This window comes from Vogesella oryzae (assembly GCF_902829295.1).
GTDB lineage: Bacteria > Pseudomonadota > Gammaproteobacteria > Burkholderiales > Chromobacteriaceae > Vogesella > Vogesella oryzae.
Genome location: NZ_CADEPL010000056.1, coordinates 19,130 through 37,997, shown reverse-complemented (window position 1 = coordinate 37,997; position 18,868 = coordinate 19,130). Strand labels below are relative to the sequence as shown.

General features: G+C 59.7%; 19 protein-coding genes and 1 tRNA gene. 5 read left to right on the top strand and 15 right to left on the bottom strand.

The genetic code is table 11. The features are described 5' to 3' along the window. Positions 1–5: 5 nt before the first annotated feature. The 12 genes from nuoI to tpiA all read right to left on the bottom strand — a co-directional run bounded on the left by nuoI (position 6) and on the right by tpiA (position 9,680). Positions 6–485, bottom strand: coding sequence for an NADH-quinone oxidoreductase subunit NuoI (gene nuoI, locus HU218_RS15965; RefSeq protein ID WP_217450857.1), 480 nt, complete (start codon positions 483–485; stop codon positions 6–8). Positions 486–514: 29 nt separating this feature from the next. Beyond that, positions 515–1,561, bottom strand: a complete 1,047-nt coding sequence (nuoH, locus tag HU218_RS15960) for an NADH-quinone oxidoreductase subunit NuoH (RefSeq protein ID WP_174875934.1) — start codon at positions 1,559–1,561, stop codon at positions 515–517. A gap of 3 nt (positions 1,562–1,564) precedes the next feature. Further along, positions 1,565–3,922, bottom strand: a complete 2,358-nt coding sequence (gene nuoG / locus HU218_RS15955; RefSeq protein ID WP_174875933.1) for an NADH-quinone oxidoreductase subunit NuoG — start codon at positions 3,920–3,922, stop codon at positions 1,565–1,567. A gap of 3 nt (positions 3,923–3,925) precedes the next feature. Further along, the gene (gene nuoF, locus HU218_RS15950; RefSeq protein WP_174875932.1) at positions 3,926–5,221 is read right to left on the bottom strand and encodes an NADH-quinone oxidoreductase subunit NuoF; all 1,296 of its coding nucleotides are present in this window, start codon (positions 5,219–5,221) and stop codon (positions 3,926–3,928) included. After that, positions 5,221–5,721 carry an NADH-quinone oxidoreductase subunit NuoE gene (gene nuoE, locus HU218_RS15945; protein ID WP_174875931.1) on the bottom strand — a complete coding sequence of 167 codons (501 nt, stop codon included), beginning with the start codon at positions 5,719–5,721 and terminating at the stop codon, positions 5,221–5,223. Before nuoE ends, nuoF begins: the two co-directional genes overlap by 1 nt. Continuing rightward, a complete protein-coding gene (locus HU218_RS15940; protein ID WP_174875930.1) occupies positions 5,721–6,974 on the bottom strand; it encodes an NADH-quinone oxidoreductase subunit D in 1,254 nt (417 codons plus the stop codon). The genes nuoE and HU218_RS15940 overlap by 1 nt, the downstream gene beginning before the upstream one ends. Further along, positions 6,967–7,548, bottom strand: coding sequence for an NADH-quinone oxidoreductase subunit C (locus HU218_RS15935; protein ID WP_425509259.1), 582 nt, complete (start codon positions 7,546–7,548; stop codon positions 6,967–6,969). Before HU218_RS15935 ends, HU218_RS15940 begins: the two co-directional genes overlap by 8 nt. 21 nt (positions 7,549–7,569) lie before the next feature. Further along, positions 7,570–8,046: a NuoB/complex I 20 kDa subunit family protein gene (locus tag HU218_RS15930; RefSeq protein ID WP_047966924.1), complete on the bottom strand. Its 477-nt coding sequence runs from the start codon at positions 8,044–8,046 to the stop codon at positions 7,570–7,572. After that, complete coding sequence (locus HU218_RS15925; RefSeq protein WP_174875928.1) at positions 8,037–8,393, bottom strand: NADH-quinone oxidoreductase subunit A; 357 nt, start codon at positions 8,391–8,393, stop codon at positions 8,037–8,039. Before HU218_RS15925 ends, HU218_RS15930 begins: the two co-directional genes overlap by 10 nt. Before the next feature lie 94 nt (positions 8,394–8,487). Then, a tRNA-Leu gene (locus HU218_RS15920) sits at positions 8,488–8,573 on the bottom strand. A gap of 14 nt (positions 8,574–8,587) precedes the next feature. Next, on the bottom strand, positions 8,588–8,932 hold the full coding sequence (gene secG, locus HU218_RS15915; RefSeq protein ID WP_174875927.1) for a preprotein translocase subunit SecG: 345 nt from the start codon (positions 8,930–8,932) through the stop codon (positions 8,588–8,590). A gap of 1 nt (position 8,933) precedes the next feature. Beyond that, complete coding sequence (gene tpiA / locus HU218_RS15910) at positions 8,934–9,680, bottom strand: triose-phosphate isomerase (protein WP_174875926.1); 747 nt, start codon at positions 9,678–9,680, stop codon at positions 8,934–8,936. A gap of 149 nt (positions 9,681–9,829) precedes the next feature. On the opposite strand from tpiA, the gene pstS reads away from it, so the two are divergent. The 5 genes from pstS to HU218_RS15885 all read left to right on the top strand — a co-directional run bounded on the left by pstS (position 9,830) and on the right by HU218_RS15885 (position 15,274). Then, positions 9,830–10,867, top strand: coding sequence for a phosphate ABC transporter substrate-binding protein PstS (pstS, locus tag HU218_RS15905; RefSeq protein WP_174875925.1), 1,038 nt, complete (start codon positions 9,830–9,832; stop codon positions 10,865–10,867). Between the two features lie 79 nt (positions 10,868–10,946). Next, positions 10,947–11,909 carry a phosphate ABC transporter permease subunit PstC gene (gene pstC, locus HU218_RS15900; RefSeq protein ID WP_174875924.1) on the top strand — a complete coding sequence of 321 codons (963 nt, stop codon included), beginning with the start codon at positions 10,947–10,949 and terminating at the stop codon, positions 11,907–11,909. 54 nt (positions 11,910–11,963) lie between these two features. After that, positions 11,964–12,827, top strand: coding sequence for a phosphate ABC transporter permease PstA (gene pstA / locus HU218_RS15895; RefSeq protein WP_217450855.1), 864 nt, complete (start codon positions 11,964–11,966; stop codon positions 12,825–12,827). A gap of 13 nt (positions 12,828–12,840) precedes the next feature. Continuing rightward, the gene (gene pstB, locus HU218_RS15890; protein WP_174875922.1) at positions 12,841–13,605 is read left to right on the top strand and encodes a phosphate ABC transporter ATP-binding protein PstB; all 765 of its coding nucleotides are present in this window, start codon (positions 12,841–12,843) and stop codon (positions 13,603–13,605) included. A 220-nt stretch (positions 13,606–13,825) separates the two neighbouring features. Continuing rightward, a complete protein-coding gene (locus HU218_RS15885) occupies positions 13,826–15,274 on the top strand; it encodes an inorganic phosphate transporter (protein ID WP_174875921.1) in 1,449 nt (482 codons plus the stop codon). An 83-nt stretch (positions 15,275–15,357) separates the two neighbouring features. On the opposite strand, the gene recG is transcribed toward HU218_RS15885, so the two are convergent. The 3 genes from recG to HU218_RS15870 all read right to left on the bottom strand — a co-directional run bounded on the left by recG (position 15,358) and on the right by HU218_RS15870 (position 18,851). Next, entirely contained in the window at positions 15,358–17,406 is a 2,049-nt protein-coding gene (gene recG, locus HU218_RS15880; protein ID WP_174875920.1) for an ATP-dependent DNA helicase RecG, read from the bottom strand. Between the two features lie 143 nt (positions 17,407–17,549). Continuing rightward, positions 17,550–17,981, bottom strand: a complete 432-nt coding sequence (locus tag HU218_RS15875; RefSeq protein WP_174875919.1) for a DUF2147 domain-containing protein — start codon at positions 17,979–17,981, stop codon at positions 17,550–17,552. A 126-nt stretch (positions 17,982–18,107) separates the two neighbouring features. Next, entirely contained in the window at positions 18,108–18,851 is a 744-nt protein-coding gene (locus tag HU218_RS15870; protein ID WP_174875918.1) for a metallophosphoesterase family protein, read from the bottom strand. Positions 18,852–18,868 lie beyond the last annotated feature (17 nt).

The following is an 18,868-nucleotide window of genomic DNA, read 5'->3' as shown; positions in this document are numbered from 1 at the left end:
CCCCCTTAGCGATACTTGGCGTCCGCAGCCTTGTTGGCCGCGATTTGCGCTTCGTACTTGTCACCGACGGCCAGCAGCATCGGCTTGGTGTAGTACAGGTCGCCACGTTTCTCGCCGTGGTATTCAAAAATGTGCGTCTCGACGATGGCATCCACCGGGCAGGCTTCTTCACAGAAACCACAGAAGATGCACTTGGTCAGGTCGATGTCGTAACGCGAGGTGCGGCGGGTGCCGTCTTCACGCTGTTCCGACTCGATGGTAATGGCCATTGCCGGGCACACAGCCTCGCACAGCTTACAGGCAATGCAACGCTCTTCACCGTTGGCATAACGGCGTTGCGCGTGCAGGCCACGGAAGCGCGGCGAGATCGGGGTCTTCTCTTCCGGGAACTGTACGGTGATCTTGCGGGCGAAAAAGTGACGACCAGTCACCATCAGGCCCTGCACCAGTTCTACCAGCAGGAAGGTTTTGAAAAAGTTGCGGATCATTTCCATGCTATTTCACCCAAGCTCCATCACTTCCACAGCGACAGCGGAGACAACATCCACACGCCGAGTACCAGCACCCAAACCAGCGTCACCGGAATGAACACTTTCCAGCCCAGACGCATGATCTGGTCGTAGCGGTAACGCGGGAAGGTGGCGCGGAACCACAGGAACAGAAACAGCACCACGGACATCTTGGCAAACAGCCACAAGATGCTACCGGCGCCCAGAATGCCCCACGATGCCGGGAACGGCGACAGCCACCCCCCCAGGAACATGATCGAAGTCAGTGCCGCGATCAGGATCATGTTGGCGTATTCGGCCAGGAAGAAGATCGCGAACGCCATGCCGGAGTATTCCACATGGAAACCGGCCACGATTTCGGATTCACCTTCGGCCACGTCGAACGGCGCACGGTTGGTTTCAGCCACACCGGAGATCAGGTACACCAGGAACAGCGGAAACAGCGGCAGCCAGTTCCAGGACAGAATGGAGCCGCCGGCGATGCCGACACCCTGCTGTTTCACGATATCCACCAGGTTCAGGCTGCTGGACACCATCAGCACGCCAACCAGCGCGAAACCCATGGCGATCTCGTAGGACACGATCTGCGCGGAAGAACGCAGCGCGCCCAGGAACGAGTACTTGGAGTTACCCGCCCAACCAGCCACGATCACGCCGTACACGCCCATCGAGGTGATGGCCATGATGTACAGCAGCGAGGCATCGATGTTGGTGACCTGCAGGCCCTCATCGAACGGGATAACCGCCCAGGCAGCCAGCGCCGGCATGATGGACAGCACCGGTGCCAGCAGGAAAAGACCCTTGCTCGACTTGGTCGGCAGAATGATTTCCTTCATCAGCAGCTTGACGCCATCGGCCAGCGGCTGCAGCAGGCCTTTAGGACCGACACGGTTCGGACCGATACGAATCTGCATGTAGCCAATCACCTTGCGCTCGGCGAGCGTCAGGTAGGCTACAGCCCCCATCATCGGGCCAACGATGACCAGGATCTTCAGCAGTGTCCACACTGCGAGACCGGCATCGGCACCCAACAAGCTTTGCAGCAGTTCCATGGATTAACCTCGCTTGATCTGAATCGGTTCGAACAGGCCACCCAGCGCCACGGTCGCCGGATGTGCTGCCGCAACACGGGCCGCACCCTGTGCCAGCGCCGCATCGGTACGCAGCTGCAGGCTGACTTCTGCAGCACCTTGTGCCACGGTCACAGCCTGACCATCCTGCAGTCCCAGACGCTCGGCATCAGCCGGGTTCAGTTGCAGCTGCGGCACGGCGGCAGCGGCAGTCTGCTGCAGCGAGTCGGCACGGCGGCAGATCGGATCAGCGTGGTACAGCGGCACATCACCGACACGTACCAGCTCGCCGTTACCGGCAGCAACGTTGGCCGCAAGCACGCTTTGGCCGTTGTTCAGCTGCGCAGCGATGTCACCCAGCGCCAGCAGTTCGGCACGCACTTCTTCGCAGGAATTCTGCTCGAAGCCGTTCAGGCTCAGCATGTTGCCCAGCACGCGCAGCACCTTCCAGGCCGGACGGGTTTCGCCCAGCGGACGCACCACACCGTTGAAGGACTGCAGCTTGCCTTCCATGTTGATAAAGGAACCGGCCGTTTCGGAGAACGGCGCGATCGGCAGCAGCACGTCGGCGTAGTCCAGCAGACCAGCGCCCTTGTATGCGGTCAGCGCGATCACGGTTGCGGCCTGCTTCATGGCGGCAACGGCTTGCTGGCCGTTATAGCTATCGGCTTCCACTTCGTTGTTCAGCAGTACGTAGGCCTTGCGCGGTGCGGCCAACATTTCTGCTGCCGACAGACCCGCAGTCACGTTCTGGCCAAATGCGCCACGTACCGGGTTGGCACCGGCCACATCCGCACCCACGGTGTTGGCCGCAGCAGCGGCGATACCGAAGCGCGCCCCCGTCAGACGGGCGATTTCCTGTGCCAGCGCCAGCAGTTCGGAGAACGCAGGGTGGTTCTGTGCCACGTTGCCCAGCACGATAGACGCGCTGTCGGCAGCGCACAGGCTGTCGGCAATCGCTTGCGCCTCGGCGGACACGTTGGCCGCAGCCAGGTCGATAGCGGTTTCACCGGCCTTGGCAGTAACCACCGCCTTCAGCACCTGAGCCAAAGCATTCACCAGCTGTTGCGGTGCCACGATCAGCTTGGCATTCAGGCTGGTGAACAGTTCGTCGTCAGCCACGTGAATCACGTTCAGCTGGCTACCCTTCTTCACCGACTGACGCAGACGGGAAGCCAGCAACGGCTGCTCGCTGCGCTGGGTGGCGCCCACGACCAGGATGGACTTGCTGGCGGCCAGCTCCACGATGGAGGAACCCAGCCACAGCGCGCCCTGCTGCTGTTTGGCCACGCGGGTATCGCTGCGACGCAATGCGGCATCGACGTTGTTCACGCCAAAAGCGCGGGCCAGTTTCTGGGCCAGATACAGTTCTTCGGTCGTACTGTGCGGCGACAGCAGGAAGCCGATGGCATCCTTGCCATGATCGGCAGATACGCCGTTCAGCCCCTTAACCACGTATTCCAGCGCAGTCTGCCAGTCGGTCTCATGCCACTTGCCGTCGAACTTGATCATCGGCTTCTGCAGACGTTCGGCGCTGTTCAGGCCTTCGTAGGCGAAACGATCACGGTCGGACAGCCAGCATTCGTTGATGGCTTCGTTTTCCAGCGGCAGCACGCGCATTACTTCGTTCTGCTTCACCTGTACGATCAGGTTGGCACCCAGACCGTCGTGCGGGCTCACCGACTTGCGGCGCGACAGTTCCCACGCGCGGGTGCTGTAGCGGAACGGCTTGGAAGTCAGCGCGCCTACCGGGCACAGATCAATCACGTTACCGGAAATTTCCGAATCAACGGTCTTGCCCAGGAACGGCATGATCTCGGAGAACTCGCTACGGTTCGCCATGCCGATTTCCTGGAAGCCGCCGATTTCTTCGGTGAAACGTACGCAGCGGGTGCAATGAATGCAGCGGCTCATTTCCTCGGCGGAAACCAGCGGGCCCATGTCCTTGCCGACCACAACGCGTTTTTCTTCCTGGTAGCGGGAAGCAGAGTTGCCATAGCCCACCGCCAGATCCTGCAGCTGGCACTCGCCGCCCTGATCGCAAATCGGGCAATCCAGCGGGTGGTTGATCAGCAGGAATTCCATCACGCCTGCCTGGGCCTTTTTAGCCAGCGGCGAGGCGGTATACACCTTCATGCCATCCGTAACCGGTGTGGCACAAGCCGGCAGCGGCTTCGGTGCTTTCTCGACTTCTACCAGACACATGCGGCAGTTGGCCGCAATCGACAGTTTCTTGTGGTAGCAGAAGTGCGGAATGTAGGTACCGGCAGCGTGGGCAGCATCCATTACGGTGCTACCCTGATTGACTGTCAGTTTTTTACCGTCGATTTCGATTTCAAGCATCGCTCAACACCATTTGTGATCTACCAAAGACTTCTTGTGCTCGATCAGATGTTCGAACTCGTGTCGGAAGTGTTTGGTGAAGCTTCGAACCGGGAACACGGCAGCATCGGCCAGCGCGCAGATGGTGCGGCCTGCCATGTTGTTGCCGACGGACTCCAGCAATTCCAGATCGCCTTCGCGGCCTTCGCCGTTGGCAATGCGGTGGATGACCTTGTACAGCCAGCCGGTACCTTCACGGCACGGCGTACACTGACCGCAAGACTCTTCGTGATAGAAGTAGGCCAGACGCTCCAGCGCCTTCACCATGCATACGTCTTCATTCATCACGATGACCGCACCGGAGCCCAGCATGGAGCCGGCCTTGGCGATGCTGTCGTAATCCATGGTCAGCTCCATCATCACCTCGCCCGGCAGCACCGGTGCGGAGGAGCCACCGGGGATCACCGCCTTGAGCTTCTTGCCATCCTTCATGCCGCCGGCCATTTCCAGCAACGTGGCAAACGGGGTGCCCAGCGGAATCTCGTAGTTACCCGGACGGTTCACATGGCCGGAAATCGAGAACAGCTTGGTACCACCGTTGTTCGGCTTGCCGGCTTCCAGGAATTTCTGCCCGCCATCACGGATGATGAACGGTACCGAGGCGAAAGATTCGGTGTTGTTGATGGTGGTCGGCTTGCCGTAAAGACCGAAGCTGGCCGGGAACGGCGGCTTGAAGCGCGGTTGGCCTTTCTTGCCTTCCAGCGACTCCAGCAGCGCGGTTTCCTCGCCACAGATGTAGGCGCCATAACCATGGTGGGCAAACAGGTCGAAGCTGAAGTCGGTACCCAGGATGTTCTGCCCCAGGAAACCGGCCTTGCGGGCCTCGTCCAGCGCCGCTTCGAACAGCTCGTAGGCTTCGAAAATTTCGCCGTGGATATAGTTGTAGCCGGCCTTGCAACCCATGGCGTAGCCCGCAATGATCATGCCTTCGATCAGTGCATGCGGGTTATACAGCAGGATGTCGCGGTCCTTGAAGGTACCCGGTTCGCCCTCGTCGGTGTTGCATACCACGTATTTGTCGCCCGGGAACGAACGCGGCATGAAGCTCCACTTCAGGCCGGTGGGGAAGCCTGCACCGCCACGACCACGCAAACCGGAGTTCTTCACTTCCGCGATGACGTCTTCCTGCGGCATCTTGTTGTCCAAGATCTTCTTCAGAGCCTGGTAACCGCCGCGCGCCATGTAGGCATCGATGTGCCAGCAATCAGGTGCAGTAGTGTCCACACCCTCGAAAATCACGCCTTTGACGAAGATAGCCATTATTCCAACTCCGCCAGTTTCTTATCGATGGCTTCAGGGGTCATGAAGCTGCACATGGAGTGGTTATTCACCAGCAGTACCGGCGCATCGCCACAGGCACCCATGCACTCGCCTTCCAGCAGGGTGAACTTGCCGTCGGCAGTGGTTTCGCCCAGATGGATGCCCAGTTTCTTGCCGATGTATTCGGCAGCATTCATGCCGCCACGCAGCGCACAGGGCAGATTGGTGCACACGGTAATCTTGTGCTTGCCCACCGGCTTCATGTCGTACATGTTGTAGAAAGTGGCGACTTCGTACGCGGCCACCGGCGCAATGCCGATATAGTTGGCGACGAATTCGATCACTTCCGAATTGAGACAACGCTCTTCCGGCGTTGCACCTTTCTCACGGCGCTCGGTCAATGCGATGCGCAGGGCGCCCATCACAGCAGAACGAGCCTGATCGGCCGGATACTTCGCCAGCTCGCGATCAATTTTTGCCAGGGATTCAGCGGATAGCATCAGCGGTCGATCTCCCCAAATACGATATCCTGGGTACCGATGATTGCCACCACGTCGGCAATCATGTGGCCGCGCGACATTTCGTCCAGGGCTGCCAGGTGGGCATAGCCAGGTGCGCGGATCTTCAGGCGGTACGGCTTGTTGGCACCGTCGGACACAAGGTAAATACCGAACTCACCCTTCGGATGTTCCACCGCGGCATAGGCTTCGCCTTCCGGCACATGCATGCCTTCGGTAAACAGTTTGAAGTGGTGGATCAGCTCCTCCATGTTCGACTTCATGTCTTCACGGCTCGGCGGAGCGAACTTGTGGTTCTCGGTGATGACCGGACCCGGGTTGGCCTTCAGCCAAGCAACGCACTGTTCGACGATGCGGTTGGACTGACGCATTTCTTCCACGCGCACCAGGTAACGGTCGTAACAGTCACCAGTCACGCCGACAGGTACGTCGAACTCGACGCGATCGTATACATCGTACGGTTGGGTCTTGCGCAGATCCCAGGCGATACCCGAACCGCGCAGCATGGCGCCGGTGAGGCCCATGTTCTTGGCACGCTCCGGTGACACAACGCCAATACCGACGGTACGCTGCTTCCAGATACGGTTATCGGTAAGCAGGGTTTCGTACTCGTCGATTTTTTCCGGGAAGCGCTTGGTGAAGTCTTCGATGAAATCGAGCATGGTGCCCTGGCGGCCTTCATTGAGCTTGGCCAGTTCACGAGCGTTCTTGATCTTGGAAACGGTGTACTGCGGCATGGAGTCCGGCAGATCACGATAGACACCACCGGGGCGGAAGTAGGCAGCATGCATACGGGCACCGGACACGGCCTCATAGCAGTCCATCAGGTCTTCACGCTCACGGAAGGCGTATAAGAACATGGTCATTGCGCCGATATCCAGTGCGTGAGCACCGATCCACAACAGGTGGTTCAGGATTCGGGTGATCTCGGCAAACATCACACGGATGTATTGCGCACGCAGCGGCACTTCGATACCGGCCAGCTTTTCGATAGCCAGGCAGTAAGCGTGCTCGTTACACATCATGGACACATAGTCCAGACGGTCCATGTACGGCAGAGACTGGATAAATGTCTTGCTTTCGGCCAGCTTCTCGGTACCGCGGTGCAGCAGGCCAATATGCGGGTCGGCACGCTGTACAACCTCACCATCCAGCTCCAGCACCAGACGCAGCACACCGTGCGCTGCCGGGTGTTGCGGACCGAAGTTCAGCGTGTAGTTACGGATTTCAGCCACCGTAGTTCTCCTCGCGGATGATGCGCGGCGTGATTTCGCGCGGCTCGATGGTAACCGGCTGATAGATAACGCGCTGCTGGGCTGCGTCGTAACGCATCTCGACGTGACCGGACAGCGGGAAATCCTTGCGGAACGGATGGCCGACAAAACCGTAGTCTGTCAGCAGACGACGCAGGTCCGGGTGGCCATCGAATACGATACCGTACAGATCGAAGGCTTCACGCTCGAACCAGTTGGCCGCAGACCAGATATCCGCAACCGACGGCACGACCGGGAAGCTGTCGTCCTCGGCGAAGATGCGCACGCGCACGCGCACATTATGTTTGAGCGACAGCAGATGGTAGACCACAGCAAAACGCGGACCATCCCAAGGCTGGTCCTTGTAAGTGCTGTAGTCCATACCACAGACGTCGATACATTGTTCGAACGACAGGGTGTCGTGGTCGCGCAGGGCGGTCATCACTGCCAGAGTATCGGCGGCCTTGCACACCACGGTCAGCTCATCCAGTGCGATCTTGGTGCTAACGAGCTTATCGCCCAGCACCTCTTCAACCGCCGTTTTGAGCTTTTCCATTTTCACGGACATGGTTTTACCTCAACGGGCGATGGTATTGGTTCGCTTGATCTTGTTCTGCAGCTGGATGATGCCGTACAGCAGCGCCTCGGCAGTCGGAGGACAGCCCGGAACATAGACATCCACCGGCACGATGCGGTCGCAACCGCGCACGACGGAATAGGAGTAATGATAGTAGCCACCACCATTGGCACAGGACCCCATGGAAATCACCCAGCGGGGCTCCGCCATCTGGTCGTACACCTTGCGCAAAGCCGGAGCCATCTTGTTACACAAGGTGCCAGCCACGATCATCAGGTCGGATTGGCGTGGACTTGGACGAAATACGATACCGAAGCGGTCCAGGTCATAACGCGCAGCGCCCGCGTGCATCATTTCAACCGCACAGCAGGCGAGACCGAAAGTCATCGGCCACAGGGAACCAGTACGGGTCCAGTTGATGAGTTTGTCCGCCGTCGTGGTGACAAACCCCTTTTCGAGAACGCCCTCTACTCCCATTCCAGAGCTCCTTTTTTCCACATGTATACGAAGCCAAGCGTCAGGACGGTGAGAAACTCCAGCATCACGCCGAAGCCATACGCACCCAGTTCCTTGAACACGACGGCCCATGGGAACAGAAAGGCGATCTCCAGATCGAACAGGATGAACAAGATGGCGATCAGGTAATACCGAACGTCAAACTTCATCCGTGCGTCTTCAAAAGCTTCGAAGCCGCACTCGTAGGGAGACAGCTTTTCGGGATCAGGCCGATTGGGCGCCAACAGCCAACCCAGTAACAGAGGCCCCACCCCGACCAGCAGGCCGACGATGACAAACAACAGAATGGGAAAGTAATTTTGCAGCATTTCCCGCACACCCCTAAAAGAAAGGAGGCCAAAGACCTCCTTAGACTCCAAACAAAACAGGCCACCGGAATCCCGGCGGCCTGTTTATTGAATGTGGTGCCGACAGTGAGACTCGAACTCACACAGCCTACGGCCACTACCCCCTCAAGATAGCGTGTCTACCAATTTCACCATGTCGGCAATACTCTAGATTGTTACTCCGGAATTACTTTGCCGGAGCTTTTATCCTTTGCTGCTCCGCTCGGGATTTGCGGAGCAACATTTTCGACTGCCGTATCCATCACGCCAAGCTTGCTGGTAGCAGCAACATGCAAATAACTGATCAGCATCAACATCGAAAAGAATACGACTGCCGCCAACGCAGTAGCCCTACTCAGGAAATTTGCGGAACCCGTTGCACCAAACAGACTGCCAGATGCACCACTACCAAAAGCGGCACCCATATCTGCCCCCTTGCCATGCTGCATCAGGACAAGGACGATAATAGTCAGCGCCGAAACAATTAGCGCGACAAGTGCAAAAGTATTCAGAAGTTCCATATTATAAAGTCTTTTTAGCCGACTGACAAATCTTGCCAAACCCTTGAACTTCGAGGGAGGCCCCGCCAACTAAGGCGCCGCCAACACTTGCAAGCGACAGGATTGCGTCGGCGTTATCGGCTTTGACGCTTCCGCCATAGAGGACGCGAATACTAGCAGACGCCCCATGGCAATGCAACACGCGCTCCAGAATCAGGCGATGCGCTTCGTCGATTTGCTCGATACTGGCGACACGCCCGGTTCCGATCGCCCAAACCGGCTCGTATGCCACAACATATTCCTTGCCGGCAATTGCATCCAGCACCATGAGTTGCTCGCCGATGACGTCGGCAAAACGCCCGGCTTCGCGCTCCCCCAACGTCTCGCCTACGCAGTAAACCGGGATCAGGCCCTCAGCCACCGCAGCCAGCAACTTCTGGCGCAAACATGCATCATCCTCGGCAAAATACTGGCGGCGCTCGGAATGACCAATCAACACATAGCGGCACCCCATATCGGCCAGCATTGCGGCACTGACTTCACCGGTAAAGGCACCATCTGCTGCATAGCGACTGACATCCTGCGCTGCGACCGCCAGCTTGCTACCAGCAAACAGCTCGCCCAGTTGCGCAAGATAAGGATAGGGCGCCGCGATACCGACCCCCTCCCTATTAATGTCTACATCTGCCAGCATGGCCTGCAGTAATGCAAGGTTGGCCGCAAGGCGACCGTTCATCTTCCAGTTACCCAACACCAGCTTGTCTTGCATCGCCCGTCTCCGTGTCTATCCTTTTTACAGCGGCGGATTATAGCAGTTGACCATTAGTCGGACCGTATGTGACTAACTGTAATATTTCTGAAACGACAAAGCTCTAGCATCCGAACCGTCGAAACGCGTACTTCAACTTCGGAGCAAGCATGAACTTCACTACTCGTTGGGCCGTCACCCTGGCAATGTCCGGTTTTGTTGTTGGCAATGCAATGGCAGCCGATATCACTGGCGCTGGCGCCACTTTCCCGTATCCGCTGTACGCCAAGTGGGCTGAGGCCTACAAGGCCAAGACCAACAACAACATGAACTACCAGTCGATCGGCTCCGGCGGTGGCATCAAGCAGATCCAGTCCAAGACTGTCGATTTCGGCGCCTCCGACATGCCGCTGAAGCCTGAAGATCTGGAAAAATCCGGTCTGACCCAGTTCCCGACCGTTATCGGTGGCGTTGTACCGGTAGTAAACCTGCCAGGCATCACCGCAGGCCAACTGAAGCTGACCGGTCCCCTGCTGGCAGACATTTACCTGGGCAAGATCAGCAACTGGAACGATGCTGCCCTGGCCAAGCTGAACCCGGGCGTGAAGCTGCCGGATCAGAAAATTACCGTTGTTCGTCGCTCCGACGGCTCCGGCACCACTTTTGTATTTACCAACTACCTGTCCAAAGTGTCGCCGGAATGGAGCAGCAGCATCGGTTCCAATACCGCTGTTAACTGGAAAACCGGTGTTGGCGGCAAGGGCAATGAAGGTGTGGCCAACTATGTAACCCGTATCAAGGGTGCTATCGGCTACGTTGAATATGCTTACGCCAAGCAGAACAAGATTGCCCACGCAGCCATGCAGAACAGCGCCGGCAGCTTTGTTCAGCCGGATGACACCACCTTCAAGGCGGCTGCCGCTGGTGCCGACTGGGCCAAGGCCAAGGATTTCTACCTGATCCTGACCAACCAGCCGGGCAAGGACAGCTGGCCGATCGCCAGTGCGACCTTTATCCTGATGCACAAGAAGCAGGACAAGCCGGAACAGGGCACCGAAGCACTGAAGTTCTTCGACTGGGCTTACAACAATGGCGACGCTACCGCCACCCAGCTTGACTATGTTCCGATGCCGGCTACCGTGAAGTCGCTGATCCGCACCAGCTGGAAGCAGATCACCAACGCCTCCGGCGCCCAAGTATGGAAGTAACCCGGTAGAGTTGACTACCAGATAAGCCGGGGACGAAAGTCTCCCGGCTTTTTGTCTGTAATACGCTAATGTGAGCAACATGGAAAACACCCAGAACGCAGCACATCTCAAACGACAGATGATGCTTGACGCCCTGTTCCGCCTGCTGACCCGAAGCTTCGCCTTCCTGGTTCTGGCGCTGCTGCTCGGCATCCTGCTTTCGCTGCTGATCGGCGCCCTGCCAACCATCAAACACTTTGGCTGGGGTTTTCTGACCAGCAGTGACTGGGATCCGGTTTCGGAAAAATTCGGCGCCCTGGTGCCCATCTTCGGCACGCTGGTGACCTCGGTTATTGCTCTGCTGATCGGCGTTCCGATCAGCTTTGGTATTGCATTGTTCCTGACAGAACTGTGTCCGCCGATGCTCAAGCGCCCCCTGGGGATCGCGGTCGAGCTACTGGCCGGCATTCCTTCGATTATTTACGGCATGTGGGGTCTGTTCGTGTTTGCCCCGCTGTTCGGCGAGTACGTCCAGCCCTGGGTTCTGGAAAACATGGGCGATCTGCCGCTGGTCGGCTTCCTGTTCCAGGGCGCGCCAATGGGCATCGGCATGTTCACCGCCGGCCTGATTCTGGCCATCATGGTGATCCCCTTCATCTCGTCGGTGATGCGCGACGTGTTCGAGGTCGTCCCCCCGATGCTGAAAGAGTCCGCCTATGGACTGGGCGGCACCACCTGGGAGGTCGTGCGCCATGTCGTATTGCCATTCACCAAGACCGGCGTGGTGGGCGGCATCATGCTCGGTCTGGGCCGGGCACTGGGTGAAACCATGGCGGTAACCTTTGTCATCGGTAACTCCTCCAACTTTTCCACCGGCCTGTTTGATGCCGGCAACTCCATTGCATCGACACTGGCCAACGAGTTTGCCGAGGCCAATGGCGAGCTGTATCTCGGGTCGCTGATTGAACTCGGCCTGATCTTGTTCTTTATTACATTTGTCGTGCTGGCCTGCTCCAAGCTGCTGTTGTTGCGCTTGAAGAAGCAGGAAGGCCGCGCATCCTGAGGAGGCAACATGACTACCAATAATGTTGCCCGCACTGACAAGGCAAGCAAGCCCATGGCAAGTCAACCACACCGCAGTCGCGCAATTTATGCCCGCCGCCGGCTAGTCAACAAGTTCAATATGTTTGGGGCCACCCTGGCAATGGCCTTTGGCCTGTTCTGGTTGCTCTGGATCCTGTGGACACTGTTGCACTACGGCCTTTCCGGCCTGTCCATGGATGTGTTTACCAAGATCACCCCGCCCCCGGGGTCGGCCGGCGGGCTGGCCAATGCCATTGCCGGCTCGTTGCAGATGACCTTCTTCGGCACACTGATCGGTACCCCGGTAGGCATCCTGGCCGGTATCTATCTGGCCGAATTCGGTGATCGCGGCTGGCTCGCTCCGGCAACCCGCTTCATCAACGACATCCTGCTGTCGGCACCCTCCATCGTGATTGGCCTGTTTATCTACGAGGTGTATGTCATCTCGGTAGGCCACTTCTCCGGCTGGGCTGGCTCGCTGGCACTGGCGCTGCTGGTGATTCCGGTGGTGGTCCGCACCACCGAGAACATGCTGCGCCTGGTACCGGGCAGCCTGCGCGAGGCAGCATTCGCCTTGGGCGCACCGCAGTGGAAAGTCACCCTGCTGGTAACCCTGCGCGCCGCCAAATCCGGCGTGATCACCGGCATTCTGCTGGCGGTGGCCCGTATTTCCGGTGAAACCGCCCCGCTGCTGTTCACCGCACTGAATAACCAGTTCTGGAGCAATATGAACCAGCCGATGGCCAACCTGCCCATCGTGATCTTCCAGTTCGCCATGAGCCCGTACGAAGACTGGCATCACCTGGCGTGGGCAGGCTCCATCCTGATCACCTTCAGCGTACTGACTCTCAACATCGTTGCCCGCTGGCTTGGTAGCCAGAAATCGCAATCTCATTAAGGTTTGGCGCCTCATGACCACTAACGATATCAAGCTCCAGGTAAACAACCTGAACTTCTACTACGGCAAGTTTCACGCGCTGAAGAACATCAACCTCGCCATTCCTACCGGCAAGGTTACGGCCTTCATCGGCCCGTCCGGTTGCGGTAAATCCACCCTGCTGCGCACATTCAACCGCATGTTCGAACTGTATCCGGGCATGCGCGCCGAAGGCGAAATCCTGTTTGACGGTAACAATCTGCTGGCACGCAATGTGGACGTGAACATGCTGCGCGCCAAAGTCGGCATGGTGTTCCAGAAGCCGACCCCGTTCCCGATGTCGATCTACGACAACATCACTTTTGGCGTAAAGCTGTACGAGAACCTGAACCGCGCCGAAATGGATGACCGCGTGGAGTGGGCCTTGCGCAAGGCCGCACTGTGGGGCGAAGTTAAGGACAAACTCAAGCAGTCTGGTAACTCGCTGTCCGGTGGCCAGCAACAGCGCCTGTGCATTGCCCGTGCCGTCGCCACCCGCCCGGAAGTGCTGCTGCTGGACGAACCGACCTCGGCACTGGATCCGATCTCCACCGGGCACATCGAAGAGCTGATCCATGAACTGAAAGAGGATTACACCATCGCCATCGTGACCCACAACATGCAGCAGGCCGCCCGGGTTTCCGACTACACGGCCTACATGTATCTGGGCGAGCTGATGGAATTCGGCGATACCGACAGCATCTTTACCGCACCGAAGCGCAAGGAAACCGAAGACTACATCACCGGTAAATTCGGCTAATATTACAGTTATATTACAAAGCTCTTACGGTTTACGCCGTAAGAGCTTTTTCTTTTCTACATCAAATACCTAGCACACAAACAAATACCCTGTTGTCAAGTAAAACACCTGCTTTTGACACCAGAAGCCGACCGCCGTCAAAAAGTTTATTACAGACTCTTGACGTGTCATGTTACAGCCCCAAGAATCCCGCCTTTCCCCAATAACCACAGCCAAAATCATGCTGGAATTGCTCTCGGGCCTCGACACCTCGCTTGCTGTCGCACTGGTCCTTTCCGTCGGCTTCGTACTGGCCTTCGAATTCATCAACGGTTTCCACGACACAGCCAACGCAGTGGCCACCGTCATCTACACCCAATCCATGAAGCCGCAGACCGCCGTACTGATGTCCGGCTTCTTCAACTTCCTGGGTGTGTTCTTTGGCGGTCTGGCCGTGGCCTACGCCATCGTCAACCTGATTCCTACCGAGATGCTGCTGCATATCCAGTCGGCACAAGGCATGGTGATGGTGTTCTCGCTGTTCGCCTCCGCCATCCTGTGGAACCTGGGCACCTGGTATTTCGGCATTCCGGCCTCCAGCTCGCACACGCTGATCGGTTCCATCCTGGGTGTCGGCATCGGCAACGCCCTGCTCACCGGTGATTCCATCGCCAACGGTATCAACTGGGGCAAGGCTCTCGACGTGTTCATGTCGCTGCTGGTATCGCCGATCTTCGGCGCTGGCCTGGCCGGCCTGATGCTGTACGCACTGCTGAAAATCCGCCCGCTGAGCAACATCCACAAGTCGCCGTTCCAGCGCCAGCAGATCGAAGGCCGCAAGCACCCTCCGTTCTGGGCGCGCTTCATGCTGATCGTGTCGTCGATGGGCATGAGCTTCACCCACGGCTCCAATGACGGCCAGAAAGGTGTCGGCATGGTCATGCTGGTGCTGATCGCCCTGGCTCCGGCCCAGTTTGTGGTGAACCTGGACGCCGAGCCGCTGCAGATCGAGCACACCAAGATCGCCGTGGTACAACTGAAAGAGATGTACCAGCGCAATCAGGCCATTATCGATGCCAAGTACCCGGCCGGTGGCAACCACACCTGCGAGGTAAGCAAGGTCGTCGACGAAAGCGGCGCCCTGCTCTCCGCCATCGGCGATGCCAAGTCGCTGGACCAGCTGCCGGAAAACGCCCGCAGCAGCACCCGCACCCAGCTGATCTGCCTGGCCGATGCCGCCAAGAAGATCGCCAAGGTGCCAGGCATCAGCGAAGTTGACCAGAAGCAGCTCAAGGGCATGCAGAAGGACCTGAGCAACCTGACCGAATACGCACCGACCTGGGTCATCATCGCCGTGGCACTGGCCATCGGCATGGGCACCATGGTGGGCTGGAAGCGCGTGGTACACACCATTGGCGAGAAGATCGGCAAGCAGGACATGACCTACGCTCAGGGGATGGCCGCACAGACCATGTCGGCCGCCTCCATTGGCCTGGCCAGTCTGATCGGCGCACCGGTGTCCACCACCCAGATCCTGTCCAGCGCCGTCGCCGGCACCATGCTGGTCAACCGCGCCGGCATCCACTTCTCGACGGTGAAAACCATCGCCCTGACCTGGATCCTGACCCTGCCGGCCAGCCTGTGCCTGGCGCTGGGCATGTATTACTGCGGTATCAAACTGATTGCCTGATCGCTGATCCGTACATGACAAGGGCTGCCTGCTGGCAGCCCTTTTTTCATGCCGGAAGGTTGGCCGCACCGCGGCCGCCGTGGCTAGGCCTTGAGGAAATGCTCGCGTCCGGCCAGCCAGCGTACCAGGTGGGCGTTGGCATATTGCGGCCAACGTTGCAGCAGCTGCGGCGCCAGCTGACGGGCGGCTTCCAGCAGCTCGATATCCGCCTCCAGGTCGGCAAAGCGCAGCATCGGCAACCCGCTCTGCCGGGCACCGAGAAACTCGCCCGGGCCGCGGATGTTCAGATCCTGCCGCGCGATCTCGAAGCCATCGGTATTCTCGTAGATCACCTTCAGTCGCGCCTTGGCCAGCTCCGACAGCGGCGTCTCAAACAACAGCACGCAGGTGGACTTGGCGGCGCCGCGGCCAACCCGGCCACGTAGCTGGTGCAATTGTGCCAACCCCATGCGTTCGGCGTGCTCGATCACCATCAGGCTGGCATTGGGCACGTCGACCCCTACTTCGATCACCGTGGTCGCCACCAGGATATGCAGCTCACCGGCGGCGAACTGCGCCATCACCGCCGCCTTCTCCGCCGCCTTCATGCGGCCGTGCACCAGGCCGATGCCCCACTGCGGCAGATCCTGCTGCAACACCACATGGGTATCCACTGCAGTCTGCAGTTGCAGCGCCTCCGACTCCTCGATCAGCGGACACACCCAGTACACCTGGTTGCCTTCGCCGCAGGTCTTGTTGACATAGGCCACTACCGCATCGCGGCGTTCGGCGCTGATCAGCTTGGTGACGATGGGGGTACGTCCCGGCGGCAGCTCGTCGATCACCGACACGTCCAGGTCGGCGTAGAAACTCATTGCCAATGTGCGCGGAATCGGTGTCGCCGACATCATCAGCTGGTGCGGTTCGGCGCCCTTCTGCTGCAGCGCCAGCCGCTGGCCGACGCCGAAGCGGTGCTGCTCGTCGACGATCACCAGCCCCAGCCGCTCGAAGTTGACGTCATCCTGGAACAGCGCGTGGGTGCCGACGGCCAGCCGCGCACTGCCGCTGGCAATGCTGGCCGCCATCTCGCCGCGCGCCTTCTTGCGCAGGCTGCCGGACAGCCAGGCCACCTCGATGCCCAGCGGCGCCATCCACGCCGACAGTTTCAGATAATGCTGTTCGGCCAGGATTTCGGTCGGCGCCATCAGCGCCACCTGGAAGCCGGCCTCGATCGCCGCCAGCGCGCTCATCGCCGCCACGATAGTCTTGCCGCTGCCGACATCGCCCTGTAGCAGGCGGTTCATCGGGTGCGGCAGCGCCAGGTCGGCGGTGATCTCGGCCAGCACTTTCTGCTGCGCACCGGTCAGTGCGAACGGCAGGCTGGCCGCCAGTTGGCCGCGCAGGCTGCCGTCGCCCTGGATCACCGGCGCAGTGCCTTCTCGCCGCGCACGGTAGGCCAGCCGCATCGACAGCTGCTGCGCCAGCAGCTCATCGAACTTCAAGCGCTGCCAGGCCGGCAGATTGCCGTCGGTCAGCTGGGTGGCGGAATACTCCGGCCCCGGCTTGTGCAGCAGTTGCACCGCGTCGGCAAACGGCATCAGTCCGTGGCTGCGGCGCACCTCGTCCGGCAGCGTTTCCGGCAGCGGCAGGGTTTTCAGCTCGGCGTGGATCAGCTTGCGCAGCACCGGCTGGGTCAGGCCGTTTACCGTCGGGTATACCGGGGTGAGGCTGTCGGCCAGCGCATCGCCCTCGCGCACGCTGCGCAGCTTGGGGTGCACCATCTCGTCGCCAAAGAAACCACGGCGGATCTCGCCCAGTGCGCGCACGCGACTCCCGACGGCCAGTGCCTGCTGGGTATTGGGGTAGAAATGAATGAAGCGCAGTACCAGCTTGCCGGACTTGTCCTCGATCTGCGCCACCAGCTGGCGCCGCGGGCGGAACTGCACCTCGCACTTGCTCACCTCGCCTTCCACCAGCACTGCCTGGCCATACGGTGCCTGCGCGATGGGGTAGAGGTGGGTTTCGTCTTCGTAACGCAGCGGCAGGTGCAGCACCAGATCGAAGCGGCGGCGGATGCCCAGCTTCTCCAGTTTCTTGGCGGTGGCGGCCGGCGCCGCTGGCGGCTGGCTGGCGATGTCGACGGGATGGTTCATGCCACGATTGTACCCAAGAACCGCGCCGCGATCTTTTGCTCGCACCGGCTACCGCCACTGGTGTCGGCAGAAAGCACAACGGGACGGCAGCTGCCGTCCCGTTGCAAGCGTCAAGGTTGGCCGCGGCCAACCTCAGCACGCGATTACTGGCGTTCCCACACCTGGGTGCGCCCCAGCAGCGAGAAGCCGAGGAAGCCGCGCACTTCCAGCTTCTTGCCGCCATCGACCAGCTTGGCCTTGGCGCTGTACACCTTGCCGGATTTCGGATCGAGAATCTTGCCGTTTTCCCAGGCCTCGCCGTCTTTTTTCAGGCCGGTGATGATGGTCAGGCCGACGATCGGTTTGCCTTTCAGTGCGCCGTCGCACTTGTCGCATACCGCATCCGGATTATTGAACAGTTTCACGACCTTGCCGGTCAGCTCGCCGTTGGCGGCCTCGCTGATTTCCACCAGCGACTTGGCCTGATGGCTCTCGTCGTCGATGGTCTTCCAGGTACCGCCGGCGCTTAACGCCAGTGCAGCCTGTGCCGACAGGGCCAGTGCACTCACCGCCGCCAGTTTTACCAGTGCTTTCATGTGTATCTCCCTCGTATTGTGTCTGGCGCGGGCACCCCTCATGCCTTTTCAAACGCCAGTTTGGTGCTACGGCTCTAGCCGTATTGCGCAAAATTATCAGTCACTTGCGCCAGCGTCAACGCCCCGCTACGCCACCACGCCGCTTTGCAGCCACTGCGCCCAGTCCGGCCGGCCATTGCGTGCCGCCTGCGCTGCTGCCGCCTGCCAGTTGTACTGCACGCGCAACAGCTGCAGCTGCCAACCGGTGGCCAGCCGCTCGACGATGGCGTAACTGGCGTGCGGAGCACCTGTCTGCACCCGGTGGTAGCCACCGTCGCTGTCGTCGTACGCCGGCAGACCGACGCTGCCCGGATTCAGCAGCAACGGTCCATCCGGCAATTGCAGCAAGCGCGGCAGGTGGCTGTGGCCACACAACACCAGCGTCGCCGCCGTCGGCCCCAGCCTTGCCGCCACTGTCTGCGGACTGGCCGGCACCAGGTTGGCCGCAACAATATCGTCCAGCAGATACTGCAGGTCCGATTGCGGGCTGCCGTGCGTCAGTTGCACCTCGCCCAGCTGCCCCCCTGGCGGCAGCGCAGCCAGCCAGGCGCGCTGGGTCGCGGTGGTGTGCTCATAGGCGTACTGGTCGGACGGTCCGCCCGGGCGATCGGCACAGGCCAGCAACTGGCGCTCGTGATTGCCGGCAATGGAGGGCAGCTTCAGCCCCATCAGCAGCTCGGCCGTTTCCGCCGGCCACAACGGACCGGAGAGGATGTCGCCGAGGTTGACCGCCTGGCTGACGCCGCGGCCGCGCATATCGGCCAGCACCGCCTGCAGCGCCGGCAGGTTGCCGTGGATGTCGGACAAGACCGCAAAACGATCTGGCAGCATGGCTGTTCCTCGCAATA